Source organism: Streptomyces sp. Ncost-T10-10d, assembly GCF_900091955.1.
Taxonomy (GTDB): Bacteria; Actinomycetota; Actinomycetes; order Streptomycetales; family Streptomycetaceae; genus Streptomyces.
Window position 1 is genome coordinate 40,043 of the sequence record NZ_FMDF01000238.1, and the last position, 13,058, is coordinate 53,100.

Annotated in this window: 12 protein-coding genes; 4 read left to right on the forward strand and 8 right to left on the reverse strand. The window is 70.2% G+C overall.

All coding sequences use genetic code 11. The features are described from left to right. Positions 1 to 8: 8 nt before the first annotated feature. Positions 9 to 461 carry an SRPBCC family protein gene (locus GA0115254_RS42425; protein ID WP_093900581.1) on the reverse strand — a complete coding sequence of 151 codons (453 nt, stop codon included), beginning with the start codon at positions 459 to 461 and terminating at the stop codon, positions 9 to 11. A gap of 65 nt (positions 462 to 526) precedes the next feature. Next, positions 527 to 1,363 carry a DeoR/GlpR family DNA-binding transcription regulator gene (locus tag GA0115254_RS42430; RefSeq protein ID WP_093900582.1) on the reverse strand — a complete coding sequence of 279 codons (837 nt, stop codon included), beginning with the start codon at positions 1,361 to 1,363 and terminating at the stop codon, positions 527 to 529. Positions 1,364 to 1,549: 186 nt separating this feature from the next. Between GA0115254_RS42430 and GA0115254_RS42435 the strand changes: the two genes are divergently transcribed. Continuing rightward, positions 1,550 to 3,946, forward strand: a complete 2,397-nt coding sequence (locus GA0115254_RS42435; RefSeq protein ID WP_093900583.1) for a hypothetical protein — start codon at positions 1,550 to 1,552, stop codon at positions 3,944 to 3,946. On the opposite strand, the gene GA0115254_RS42440 is transcribed toward GA0115254_RS42435, so the two are convergent. The 3 genes from GA0115254_RS42440 to GA0115254_RS42450 form a co-directional block, all read right to left on the reverse strand. Then, complete coding sequence (locus tag GA0115254_RS42440) at positions 3,916 to 6,354, reverse strand: right-handed parallel beta-helix repeat-containing protein (RefSeq protein WP_093900584.1); 2,439 nt, start codon at positions 6,352 to 6,354, stop codon at positions 3,916 to 3,918. The genes GA0115254_RS42435 and GA0115254_RS42440 overlap by 31 nt on opposite strands. Positions 6,355 to 6,505: 151 nt before the next feature. Beyond that, positions 6,506 to 7,039 (reverse strand): Rv1733c family protein, encoded by a 534-nt coding sequence (locus GA0115254_RS42445; RefSeq protein WP_370741032.1) that lies wholly within the window; start codon positions 7,037 to 7,039, stop codon positions 6,506 to 6,508. A gap of 323 nt (positions 7,040 to 7,362) precedes the next feature. Further along, complete coding sequence (locus GA0115254_RS42450; RefSeq protein ID WP_093900586.1) at positions 7,363 to 7,836, reverse strand: DUF6643 family protein; 474 nt, start codon at positions 7,834 to 7,836, stop codon at positions 7,363 to 7,365. Between the two features lie 144 nt (positions 7,837 to 7,980). Between GA0115254_RS42450 and GA0115254_RS42455 the strand changes: the two genes are divergently transcribed. Beyond that, complete coding sequence (locus GA0115254_RS42455; protein ID WP_093900587.1) at positions 7,981 to 8,505, forward strand: hypothetical protein; 525 nt, start codon at positions 7,981 to 7,983, stop codon at positions 8,503 to 8,505. A 171-nt stretch (positions 8,506 to 8,676) separates the two neighbouring features. On the opposite strand, the gene GA0115254_RS42460 is transcribed toward GA0115254_RS42455, so the two are convergent. After that, a complete protein-coding gene (locus tag GA0115254_RS42460; protein WP_093900588.1) occupies positions 8,677 to 9,201 on the reverse strand; it encodes a PadR family transcriptional regulator in 525 nt (174 codons plus the stop codon). A 110-nt stretch (positions 9,202 to 9,311) separates the two neighbouring features. Between GA0115254_RS42460 and GA0115254_RS42465 the strand changes: the two genes are divergently transcribed. Together GA0115254_RS42465 and GA0115254_RS42470 are read left to right on the forward strand one after the other, a co-directional pair. After that, positions 9,312 to 10,700 carry an MATE family efflux transporter gene (locus GA0115254_RS42465; protein WP_093900589.1) on the forward strand — a complete coding sequence of 463 codons (1,389 nt, stop codon included), beginning with the start codon at positions 9,312 to 9,314 and terminating at the stop codon, positions 10,698 to 10,700. Between the two features lie 439 nt (positions 10,701 to 11,139). Next, positions 11,140 to 11,520: a GFA family protein gene (locus GA0115254_RS42470; RefSeq protein ID WP_093900590.1), complete on the forward strand. Its 381-nt coding sequence runs from the start codon at positions 11,140 to 11,142 to the stop codon at positions 11,518 to 11,520. A 136-nt stretch (positions 11,521 to 11,656) separates the two neighbouring features. On the opposite strand, the gene GA0115254_RS44060 is transcribed toward GA0115254_RS42470, so the two are convergent. Both GA0115254_RS44060 and GA0115254_RS45115 read right to left on the reverse strand, forming a co-directional pair. Then, positions 11,657 to 12,178, reverse strand: a complete 522-nt coding sequence (locus GA0115254_RS44060) for a YcxB family protein (protein WP_141721010.1) — start codon at positions 12,176 to 12,178, stop codon at positions 11,657 to 11,659. A 518-nt stretch (positions 12,179 to 12,696) separates the two neighbouring features. Next, a complete protein-coding gene (locus GA0115254_RS45115) occupies positions 12,697 to 12,918 on the reverse strand; it encodes a hypothetical protein (protein ID WP_176740528.1) in 222 nt (73 codons plus the stop codon). Between the last annotated feature and the right edge of the window lie 140 nt (positions 12,919 to 13,058).

Sequence of the window (13,058 nt, forward strand, 5' to 3'; positions counted from 1 at the left end):
GCGGCCACCTACGGATGCGGCCGCGCCGGACGGTCCAGTAGGCCCTCCAGCACCCTGCCGAAGACCCGGCGGCCTGCTCCGGCGAGCAACGGATCGGCCCATCGCGGCAGCAGTCGGACAGTCAGCTCCTCCACCCACACCACATGCGATCCGGAATCTGTCGGATACACGTCGATCGAGGCGCGGCCCAGCACCAGCGAACCGCGCTTCTCCAGTCGGCACAGCCCCGCGCGCCCGGCTGCGGGCGGTGTCCACCGCACCACTTCCATCGGATCGTCGAACCCCAGCGGCCCCACACCCGTGCGCGCCACCAAAACGGTTCCGATCCGGGTCGTCAGCCCCGTGGGAACGGTGATCGTGGTCAGCGGTACCTGCTCCGCGTGCCGTTCCCAGTCCGTCACCCGGCGCCAGGACTCGGCTGCGGGCAGAGACGTGAAGCGCTCGATCCGGAAGACGGCCACAGCACGATCCTAGGCCGTGTACCGCCCATCGCGAGCTGAGCGGAATCCGCGCACCGGCCCACCGTTCAGGAGTCGGCGTCCGCGATGCGGCCCGTCACCAGCAAGCCCGGAAGGTGCTCCTCGATCTCCTCACGGGCGGCGGCCGACAGACCCGCGTCCGTCACGAACGTGTCCACCTGCTCCAGAGTCGCGAACGAACTCAGGCCCACCTTGCCCCACTTGGTGTGGTCGGCGACCACCACCACACGCCGTGCCGACTGGACGAAACGGCGGTTGGTCTCGGCCTCCGCCAGATTCGGCGTCGAAAGACCGGCCTCCAGCGAGATCCCATGCACCCCGAGGAACAGCACATCGAAGTGGAGCGAGGCGATCGCCTGATCCGCGACCGGGCCGACCAGCGAGTCCGACGGGGTCCGCACCCCACCGGTGAGCACCACCGTGGCCGCCCCGGTACGCGCCCCGCCCGCGGCCCCCGACCGTTGCGCGGAGTGGAACACATCGGCGACCCGCACCGAGTTGGTCACCACCGTCAGATCCGGTACGTCCACAAGCTGTTGGGCGAGCGCATATGTCGTCGTACCGCCGGAGAGCGCGATGGCGCTGCCGGGCACGGCCATCGCTGCGGCCGCCCGCGCGATGTCCTCCTTGGCGCTCAGCTCCAGAGCCGACTTGGCCTCGAAACCGGGCTCGTGCGTGCTGGCCTCGACCACCGGAACGGCCCCGCCGTGCACCTTCTCGATCACACCCTGGCGGGCCAGCGCGTCCAGATCCCGGCGGACAGTCATGTCGGAGACGCTCAGCTTGCGGGTCAGCTCATTGACCCGGACCCCGCCGCGCCTGCGTACCTCGTCGAGGATCAGGGCGCGCCGCTGCTCCGCGAGCAGGTTCTGATTCTCGCTCAACGCCGGTCCGGTCCTTCCCACTGGCCGTACAACAGTCTCTTCGGACGGGGTCATCCTGCCACGCGGTGTCGTCGGCCGTCGCACTGGGGAGATTCCGTGAGGGCGGTGCGTGACACCGGCCCTCTTCCATGATTCTGGTGACCGTGCATCAGCACCCCCCCACGACCGAGAGAGCGAGTCACCCCAGTGCCACCTGTCACCCAGGCCCCGCAGAGTCCGGGGCCCGCGCTGGAACTGCTGGTCCATGGCGTGGGCGGAGCCACCCCGCAGGAAATGCTCGACGATCCGCGTCCGGTCCGGGTCACCGGCGACGTGACCGCCGCCATCTACCGCCGCGCCGGGGACATGGACGCCGAACAGCACCCGGAGCGCTACCGCGACCGGCCCATCCCCGAGGCCTACTGCTGGTCCAACCTCACATCCGGCAACGGCTCGCGCGCGCTGTGGCTGCTACTGCTCCCTTTCATGGTGGTCAACCTCGCCCACTGGATGCGCCCCACCGCACGGCGCCGTACCCGCGCGGTGCGCCTGTACGGCGTCCTCGTCCGGCTCGTCGCGCTCAGCCTCACGGTCCTGCTGACCGCGGCGGTGTGCGAGGTCGCGCTCGATCTGACGGCCTGGCAGTGCGCGGGCGTGCCTGACTGCTCGAACCGGCGGTCCTGGCTCGGCTTCCTGTCGACGGCACAGGGCGGTTGGTGGTCCCAGCCGGGCCGCAGGCTCGCCCTTGCCTCTGTGGTGCCCACCGCCCTGGTGGGGCTGCTCTGGTTCCTGTCCAACCGGACATGGAGCGCGTACGAATCGCAGCGCCCGCTCACCGGATCCGAACCGGACGACGCAGACACCGAGACCGCTCACGACGCGAACACCTCCGGCGCCGCGATCGGCGGCCGCCCGGCTCTCGGCCGGCCCGGATTCTGGTACGGCCGCCGGCTGGTCGCCCGGCTGCGCGCCGCCCACACCGCCGCCGGATTCCTCACCGTCGCCGCATCGGTCGCGGGCGCCGCGGCCCGTCACGACCGCGCCGTCACCGGCCCCGTGCCGGAGATCCTCGGCAGGCTGGTCGAGGCGGCGCTGATCCTGGGCGCGCTCGTCGTGCTCTGGGTCATCTGCCGCCGCGGCCGCAGCGAACGACGTCTCGACAACCGGCTCGACCATGCCCTCATCACCTATCTGCCCGCCGCCGCCCTGGCCCTGCTCGTCCTCGCCGCGGTGTACGCGGCCTGGTCGCGCCCCGCCTGGGTCTCCGCGGGCGCCCTGCCCGGCGATGTCGCCTTCAGCGTCGTTACGCTCGGCCAGGGGGCGCTCGTCGTCGTCCTCGCCGTGGTGTCGCTGGGTCTGTACCGCCGGACCCCCGAACCCCGCACCGTCATGTACGGGCTCGGCGGACCGGCTGTCGCCATGCTCGCGTGCGCTCTCGGCGGCGTCATGACCGGCGGGGTCGCTCAGCGCGTCGCCGACTGGCTCGACGGCTCCGGCACCCCGGGCATGGGCAGGAACTCCGCCATCGAAGGACCGCCGGTGCTGCTCAGCTGGCAGGCCTCGGTCATCCCCGTGCTCCTGGTGCTGCTGGCGGTACCCGGCCTTCTGCTGCTCGTACGCACCTGGCTCGCCGCCCGCGCCCTGGAACCCCAGGTCGACCGGGAGTACGGGCAGGAGCGTCCGGACACCGCCCGGACCCGGCAGATCGCCCGGATCCGGGCCACGGCAGCCCTCACCGATTCCGCGCCCTGGATCCTCGGCCCGGTCTCCGGCGCCGCGCTGCTGCTCGGTGCGGCGGCGGTCGGCGGGGCCTGGGCCAGCGGTGAGGTGCCCGGGCTCGCGACGGAGGGAAGCGGCCCGTTCGTCGAGTCCGTGGCCGAAGCGGCCCAGTCGACCGGCTCCTGGATGGTCGGACTCGGCTTCCTGCTCTTCGTCACCTGGGGACGGCGTGCCTACCGCGACGCCTCCGCCCGGCGCACCATCGGCATCCTCTGGGACGTCGGTACGTTCTGGCCCCGCGCCGCCCACCCCTTCGCACCTCCCTGCTACGCCGAGCGCGCCGTCCCCGATCTGGCGTCACGGATGTCCGGCTGGACCGGACAGACCCGCGGCAGACTCGTCATCTCCGGCCACTCCCAGGGCAGCGTCCTCGCAGCGTCCGCGGTCTGGCAGCTGTCCGCCGAGACCAGGAGCCGGGTCGCCCTGCTCACCTACGGCTCGCCGATCGAGCGACTGTACGCGCGCTGGTTCCCGGCCTACTTCGGTCCCGCACCGCTGCACGGACTGCACCGGTCCGTGCACTGCTGGCGCAACCTCTGGCGGGCCACCGACCCGATCGGCGGCCGGGTCCGGCTCGACGAGGGACCGGGGCCCGAGGTGGACCAGGGGCCGTTGAAGGACCCCCTGGTCTACGGGCGCACCCCCGAACATCCGCTGCCCGAACCCGTTCTGGGGCACTCGGACTACCAGGCCGACCCGGTCTTCGCCCAGGAGCGGGCCGCACTGCTGGACCGGCTGGCACCGGTCCTGCCGCGCCAGACCGACGGGGAGGAGGCCCAGGACACCCCGCGGTCTCAGGGAAGCTCCGGCAGATCCTCCGGGTAGAGCAGCGTGAGGTCGTCCGTGCTCGGCTCGGCGAGCTGGGCGACCCGGCCCGCATGCCGCTCCACCATCGACTCGAAGGTCTGCCGAGCCGTCCGCCCATTGCCGAAGGCGGGGCCTTTGGGAAGCTCCGTGAAGTACTTCAGCAGCGCTTCCCCGGCCCCGGACGCCAGGTTGTACTCGTGCTCGTCGGCCTGCTGCTCGACAATGCGCAGCAGCTCGGCGGGCTCGTAGTCGCTGAAGGTGATGGTCCGTGAAAAGCGGGACGCCACACCGGGGTTGATGGTGAGGAACCGCTCCATCTCATGGGTGTACCCGGCGACGATGACGACCACCGCGTCCCGGTGGTCCTCCATCAGCTTCACGAGCGTGTCTATCGCCTCCCGGCCGAAGTCCCGGCCGGAGTCCTCGGGTGACAGGGCGTAGGCCTCGTCGACGAACAACACCCCGCCGCGCGCCCGGTCGAAGGCCTCCTGGGTGCGGATGGCAGTGGAGCCGATGTGCTCACCGACCAGATCGACGCGGGACACCTCGATCAGGTGGCCGCGCTCCAGTACCCCGAGCGAGGCGAGGATCTCGCCGTACAGCCGGGCCACGGTGGTCTTGCCGGTGCCGGGGGAGCCGGTGAAGACGAGATGGCGCCGGACCGACGCGGCCTTGAGCCCGGCCTCCTGACGCCGGCGGCCGACCTCGATCATGTCGGTGAGGGCGCGCACCTCCCGCTTCACGCTGTCCAGGCCCACCAGCGCGTCCAGTTCCCCGAGGACGGCGTCCGACGCGCGTACCGGCTCCGCGGCGGGCGCCTCGGCCGGGGCGGGCTCCACGGCACGCGGCCCGGGGACCGCACCGAGCAGCCCGGGGGCCGACTGGGTCGCCGTCAGCACGGCAGGGGCCAAAGGAGCGGGGGAGCGGAGCGCGCTCTCGTCGCTCGTGCAGTCCTCCACGACGGGCCCCGCTCCCGTGCCGTCGCCGTGGGCGGCGCCGCCTTCGGCGAACTCGTATCCACCGCGGGCACACCGCTCGGTACGGCAACGGGTCAGAGTCGTACGGCAGCCGTCCATCACATGGAAGCCATAGCCCTCGCTTCCGGTGACCCGGCAGCTGTGGAAGGTGCCGCGGCCCTCTGCGGAGACGTAGAAACCGGCCTCGGCGGGGGAGGTGACCGTGCAACGCTCGATCGTCGGGTCGGCGCCCTTGGTGACGATCACTCCGGTCTGCGCGGCGTCGATGGTGCAGTTGTTCAGCGTGCCGCCGCTGCCGTGATCGCGGAACCAGGCGCCGGTGGACGCCTCACGGATGCGGCAGTCGTCGAGCTGAGCGGTCGCCCCGTCGCTCACCGACACCGCGGTATTGCGGACCTGGGACAGATCGCTGTCGACCACATCGGCGCGCGATCCCCGGTCGAGCACGAAGATGGCGTCCGGTACGTCGTGGACCCGGCAGGAGTCCAGTATCACGGTCGCCCCGTCACTCACCCAGACCGCCGGGTAGTCGCCCGTACTGTCATGTATTTCACACTGGTTGGCGTCGACACGGGTACCGGGGTCCCAGACCGACAGGCCGTTGCGGCCGAACCGGCGCACCGTGGAGCGGGTCAGCGTCAGGACCGAACGGGAACGCAGATCCACCGCGTTCTCCGGGATGTCGTGGATGTCGCAGTCGGCGAGTGTCAGTACGGCGTCGGTGTCGAGCGTGACCCCGTCCGCCGAAGTTCGGTGCACCGTACAGTCGGTGAGGTGGGCGGCCGCGCGAGCGGTCACCTGTATCCCACTGCCCTTGATCTCGTACACCTCGCAGCCGACGGCCTCCAGGCCGCTGCCCTCGCCGGTGACGTTCAGCCCCGCGCCCGACGCATGGTGGATCCGGCAGCGCTCCAGCCGCGGATGCGCACCGTCACGTACCGAGACACCGGACTGACCGGCCGAGACGACCTCGCACTGTTCGAACACCCCGCCCGCACCGTCGAGTACGGCGATCCCGACCCCGGCCGGGTTGTCGACCGTGCAGCGGCGTACGGTCGGCCGGGCCGCACCACGCACCTCGATCCCGGCGGCCGAACGCGTGACGATCCGCAGATCCGCGAGTTCCGGCGCGCCGTCCTCGACGAGCAGTGCCGGGGCCGTCGAGTCCTGACCCTCCACATGCAGGTCCGAGACGACGGCGGAGGCACGGACGGTCAGCGGCACGCCGTCGACCGGTGCGATCCGAACGGAACCGACCGAGCCCTCGGGGCCGCGCAGCGTCACCGCACGGTGCAGGACCAGATTCTCCCGGTAGGTGCCCGGCGCGACGGTGAGGACATCACCGTCGGCCGCGGCCTCCAGGGCTGCGGTGAGGGAGGCGTATTCGCCTGTGCGGCGCCGCCACCGCGATGTGCCGGTGTGCGTCACCTGGACCGTGCCCTGTGCCATGGCGCTGTTGTGCCCCCACCTCGTGCGTGTGTGATGCCCGTGTCACCGGCCTTGCGGCAGCGACGAACCCCGGGCCCGCCCACCGAGGAAACGGGCGGGCCGGTCCACCGTAGCGCGCGCGGGGGCGGGAGTTGACCCGATCGGCAGCTGATCAGCTGCCGGTCCCCGTCCTGCCCCAGTCCGGACCGGCCTTCGCCCAGGCTCGGTCGATGCGGATGTACCGCCCCCGCATCATGCGCCGGACGATCAGGCGCCGGCCGCCCTCGACCAGTCCGGCGGCGAGCAGCATCGCCCCGAGCCCGGCCAGCGCGGCATGCCTATGAGCCGTCGGCGCGTCCATGGGCCGTAGCGTGGGGCGGCCGTCGAGGTCTGTCCAGATCTTCACCTCGGCCCCGGGATCCGTCTTGCGGGAGGAGGTGGTCACCGTACCGCGGCGGTCCGTGCCGTCCGGAGCCTTCCAGCGCGCCACCACCGAGGTCTGCGTGGTGCGTTCCGAGGACACTTCGGGATCGGCGACGCGATGTGCTGCTCCCGAAGCCCGGCGCACCACGACCGCGGTCGTGGTACGACGCTGGGCCTGCTGAGCCCGCACCGATTTCTGCAGGGCGTCGTCCGTGAGCGAACCGCACACCCAGCCCACTGCCGGTGCCGCCAGCACCATGAGCAGCAGTGCGACAAGAGCCACCCACGCCTCGCGCCGGTCAGTGGCGCGGCGCAGGGGGTTGTGCCGCCAACGCCACACTCCCGTAACCGCTCGCACAGTCCTGCACCCCCTTCCGTATCCGTCTTAACCTGATACGGCACGCTTCGCTCGCCGGAGCAGCGAAGAGAGAGCAACCTCACCCTGGCCAACGCACGGACTGCCCCCGCCAGTTCCCCTGCCCCACCGGTCCGGGCTGACGGTTCGTCCGGGGCGTGCGCGACCGAGGGGCTGTGCTGTCGGCGCGGGAACACCGAGGTCGCCGTCGAGTCCCCATGGCTCGACGGCGACCTCGTGCGATTCCCGGCTCAGTACCCCCGGCCCTGGTACGGGCGGTTGTACGGGTCCTCGTAGGGCGAGGGTGCCGGCGCGGGCCGCGGTGACGCCGGACGCATCGCCTCGTAACCGGTGCCGGGCGCGGGCCGCTGCTGCTGCGGCGGATAGGGCGCCTGGTACCCGCCGCGGGCCGCGGTCGGCTGCTGCGGGATGTACGGCGCCGGGGCGTGCTGCAACTGCGCGGGCTGCATCGGCGCGTAACCCTGCTGAGCCGGCTGCTGGTAGCCGTAAGACGGATTGGACTGGGAGGGCGCCGCGGGAAGAGCCGGCAGCGCCGCCGGGAGAGCCGGCAGATAGCTGTTGCCGGTGTCATAGGCGGCAGGCACTCGGATCGGAGCGATCTGAGGGGTGCCCCGCTCCGCGACCAGGGAGTCGTAGATCGGAGTGTCGGGGAACGACGGTGCGGCGTAGTAGCCGCCGCCGTAGGTGGAGCGGGGGGAGGTCATGACACCTAAGTTAAGCCCACGATGTGCTGGTTGGGGAGTCCCAATCTTAGGGTCATCCGTTTTACGCTGGTTCTGTCCGCCTGACCTGCTAAATCACCGTTAAAGCTTCCGTTAACAGCGGGGGCTTTTCCGTTGGAGGGCCCCATGGCTGACGAGAAGTGGTGGATGGGCTGCAAGGACGGCACCCGCGTGGCACCCGCCGGGACGGAGGGCTTCGACCCCGAGCGCCTGGAACCCGACGACTGTCAGGAGATCGCCGAGGGCAACCGCGGCCCGCCGATCGTCACCGCCGGCTGCGCGCTCGGGGACTACTGGGCCTACTGGCTCGGCGGCGTCGCCACCCACCGGTTTCGGGAGAACATCCACCCGCTGCGCCGCCTGCGTCCGTCTCCGCCGCATCCCCGATCTGCGGCACCAAGAAGGACGCCCGACTCACGGTCAAGGACGTACGCACCTTCTTCGAGCGGTTCCACCGCCTCCGAGCCGCTGCGCGAGTCCGCACTGAGGCGAGACGTCGCATACGGCGACCACGAGAACCTCGTCGAGGAGTTCCGGGCGCGCGTCAGGGCACAGAATGTCACCCCATCCGCCATGCGGGAACTCACCTCCAAGTACACCGAGTTGAAGGAGGCGCTGACAGTCGGCACACACGATCTCGCCAAGGAGTGAGCCGTCACCGCGACCCTCCGGCGGACAGTTGCGGAACTCGACCTGGAACTTCAGCAGGCCCGGGTAGAAATCGAGCAGTCCGGGAACGTCACCCGTCTTCCTGCCCAGCGCCGACGGGCGTCCCGTCGTTGACTGTTCCCAAGCGGGATGGGTGCCGCCACCGGTCCGCGCTCAGCCCTCCAGGCTTCCGATTGCCTCGGCCAGCCATTTCTTCTCCTCGGCGCTGGTGGCGCGAGCGATGCGCAGCATGCCCTGCCGGAAGAGGCCGGGCGCCTCCTCGGCTCGCACGGGCTCGCCATCGCGGTAGAAGAAGCTCGCCGGGATGTCGAGGAAGGTCTGCCGGCGGCGCAGGACCTCGGCCTGCTCGGCGCGGTCCGGGAGATGGTGCAGGAAGGCAAGCAGAGTGAAGAAGCGCTGCCCATCGGTGATTTCGGACTCCTTGGGGTGCCGCAATCGGGCCAGCAGTTCGGTGCGGCCCGCCTCGGTGAGGGACAGGATCCGGCGGGGCGCGGCACCGCTTCCGGGCTGGGTGCGCTGCTCGACCAGACCCGCTTTCACCAGCCGGGAGATGGCCGGATAGAGCGCCCCGTCACTTACCGGGCGGATGTGGCCACTGAGGCCCTGGATGCGGGCTTTCACCTCGTATCCGTGCAGTGACTCCTCGAAGAGGAAACCCAGAATCGACAGCTCCAGCATGCCCCGAGCTCCTTCCTGCGCCTGTCAGCGCGCTTGCCCGTCCCGTCCCGTCATGTTATCTCTTTTCGCTGTACCTCGATTAGAGGTACAGCGAAAAGAGGGGTGCAGTCATGGGGGCAGCAGAACACCGGCGCAGGCTGGTGTCGCTCGCGTATCCGGTCTACTTCGAGCTTCTCGCGGGTGTCACGGCCGGGATCATCAACATGGTGTGGGTGGCGCGGCTCGGCGGGGGCGCTGTCGCCGCGGTGGCTGTCGCCACGAATGTTGAGAACCTGCTGCTCGGCGTCATCCTCGTCGCCGGCTCGGGCACGACTGTGCTCGTCGCACGAGCCAGAGGCGCGGAGGATTCGGCAGCGATGCGCTCCGCCGTGCGTGGCGGATGGGTCCTGTGGGCGCTCGTCACACCCTTCGTCGCCATCGGTGGATACCTGTGCCGCGAACCGCTCGCCCACCTCGTACTCGGCGGCACTGGCGGCGACTCGCTGCCCCTCACCACTGGCTATTTCTCGATCGCATTGCCAGGAATCGCGGTGTTCTTCGCCACCAACGTCGTCGACGGCATCATCAAAGGTGCGGGCGACACCCGCACCCCGATGAAGCTGGCGATCCTCGCGAACGGACTGATTCTCGGGCTGGATCCCTTGTTCATCCTGGGGCTCGACCTCGGGGTGCGTGGGGCGGCGATCGCCACAGTGCTGGGCCGGACGGTTGCGCTCATGTGCGGTTTCGTGGCGCTGCACCGCAACGGCGTACTGCGACAGGCAGCCCGGACGGCCCCGAACCGGGCCGGTTCGCCCGGCGCCGATGCGCGCAGGACGGCTGCGACCGGGCTTCCCATGTCGGCCGACTTCGTCGCACGGATGGCGGGGGCGCTCGCACTCGTCGCCATCGTCGCCCGGATCGGCGTCAGCGAGGTCGCTGCGTACGGGATCGCGACGAAGGCGATGTACGTCGCGACCATGGCCTTCTACGCGATACGCCAGGCTGCCGCCATCCGCACCGCCCATCTGCTCGGTGCCGGACGCGACGAGCGGCGGGCCATCGGGCGACAGGTGGTGCTCCTCGCCGGATCGCTCGGGGTCACGGCCCTGCTGACACTGCTCGCCGTCGGGCCGTGGATCATGCGGGCCTTCGGCAGCGAGGGGGAGGTGGCCGAGGCGGGGGCACTCTATCTGCGCTGCCTGGGGCCGTACTTGATGCTTCTCGCTTGCTTCATCGCGCTGGGCGGGGTGTTCGAGGGCAGCGGTGGCAGCGCCGCTCTTGCGCGGATCACCGCGTGCGGCGTGGCACTCCAACTCACCCTGGCATACAGCCTGTCGGGTTCGGGGCTGCCCGGCATCTGCCTGGCCATGGCGCTGTCCATGGCACTCCAGTGCGCAGCCATCGCCAGGATGTATCGGCGCACGGAACATCCGACAGCTACTGACTGCGACAACAGTCGGGTGAAAGTCTCTGTCACAGAGCCCGACAGCCCTTCCCCCGACAAGCGACGTGCCTGATGGACGGTCAGAAAATGCCAGATGTGCGCGGCGTAGGCAGAGTCGGGACGACGGAGGCCGAGCAGCACCCGGCCGCCGCCGTCGCGCCGTGGGACGGGGCCATTGAAACGCCCTCGTTCGAGCGATGGTCGCCCGTTCGGCCGCATCTCCGGAGGGTTTCCGGCCAACCTGAAACCCCGGCCGACCCGTGCAGGAGCAGCGCACCGATGGTGCGCGCCGCACGGAGTCACGGCGGCAGCAATGGCCCGATTCCGTGCGGCCACACCCCCGCCGCCGAGCCTGCGTGCCAGGCTGCCACCCACCGCGGCGCCCCCACTCGTCCCCAACTCCGCCCGCACATCTGCCCTCTTGCGGCACGGCGACGCGCGTCCACCACCCTGACAAGCCCCCACAGCGAGGACCCTCCATGACCGACCGCCCCACATCCCCGACACCAGCCATGTACACCGGTGGCTGCCTGTGCGGACACATTCGCTTCGAAGCGGCCGGGGAGCCGTACGACCCCCACTTGTGTTCCTGCCCCCACTGCGCTCGCCTGTCTGGCGGCCCGTTCATGGGCTGGGTCGGTTTCCGTCGAAGCGCCTTCACCTGGACCGGGCCCGGCACACCCGGCTCGTTCCGGTCCTGGCCCACGATGGAGCGATGGTTCTGTCCCGTGTGCGGTACGCCCCTGGGGGCGGCGGGCGACGGGGAGGACTACCTCGGCATCTGTCTTTCGGCCCTGGACAACTGTGCCGAGATCATCCCCATCGGTCACAGCTTCCGCGACAAAACCCCCGCATGGCTTCCGCCCATCCCCTCTACCCAACCGGCGTCCTGATCTTCCAGGTCCCGAGGGAGTCCCGACGAGGGCCGTCACCCGGTGGGTGCAGGTCACTGGCCTGTCCTTCCGCGGGTGTCCAAAGGGCTTCGGTGTCCCGCCGAAGCTCTCGGGAGCCGCGAGCCGACGCCTGCCCTCACGCGGCTGCGAGATGCCGGGTGATCAGCGACCGCAGTCGCTCGGAGTCCTGCGGAGCACCCAGACCACGTTTGGGGAGGATCAGTACTCCGGTTCCCCACACGTCCGGGGTGAGCAGCACGAATACCCGCCGGCCCTCGACGCTGCGCCCGTAGAACCCCCAGCCGGTCTGATTCGTATGCCGCTCGGAAACGGTACTGATCCCGCCCTCATCGACTGTCACGCGATGTTCGCCCAGATGCCGGGCGTAGGCGAGCAAGGCCAGAGCCATCAGCCAACGGACGGCTACCAAGAAGAGGCAGGCAATCAGAAAGAACTTCCACACCCCCAGGCCAACGGCACCAACGCCTCTGATCAACAGGTTGGTTGTGCTCACCAGACCGAGCAATGCCACCAGTCCCCACAGGACGCGATAGCACCACCGCCCGGCCGGGCTGTGTCGCATCTGGATCTTCAATCCGTCAGATATCTCCCGCCAAGTCACTACGTAAGTCAGCCGCACCGACACATCGACGACCATGCGTCCTCCCTGGATCCGACGGGCAGGGACTGTACCGGTAGGTGATCAATGGCGGCGAATGCCTGCCGAAATGCAGTGGTTGGCGCGTCCAGTGAGGGAATCACCCGCGACGGCGTCGTACGCAAGGACGCCGGATCGGCAGCATGCTGCCCTCGGCAGCCGCGTGAAACGGCTCGGTGGCCGGAGGCGCCGTAGAGGAGGGTCTCGTCGAGGGTGAGGGAGACCATGGGTGATGGCGGTGACGACGAACCCCGCCAGGGTGATCACGCCGCCGGCGATCGTGGCCAGGGTCACCTGCGCGGTGGAGGCGTTGAAGGTGAGCTCGCCTGAGGGCAGGCCGCCCTCCCAGCGGGGCAGTGCCCATCTGAACAGCACACGCCCCCGGCGGCGAGCAGCAGCGCCGCAGCCTCCGGGGACGCGCGGCGACGGATCGTCGTCGACGACCAGGACGTGGCCGTGTTCGGTACCGGGGCGGGAAGGAAGTGCCTGGGCCTGAACCGGCCGGGATGTTCTCCGTCTCACCACCCTGGCACGCACGTGCGGCACGCGCGGCCCCCGTCCGCTGCTACCAGGCCGACGCAGCGGGAGGCGGACGGCCGCCCCTTCGTGTCCCTGCGCCGCAACCGGGCGGTACGGATGGCGAGCAGGAGCGCCGAGCCTGCGCACAGCAGCGCCGTGATCAGCAGCCAGTTGCCGGGGAACACGTCGGGGGACAGCCCGCTGTAGGGCTCGTACCGCACCGCGTGCCGGGTGATCAGCGGTCACCACATCAGCAGGAGCAGGCCGGAGAGGAAGGCCGGTACGCGCAGGCTGGCCATTGATACCCCTAGGGGGTATGTTTCAGCTCGTCGACTACCCCCCTCCGGTATAGGAGTACTTG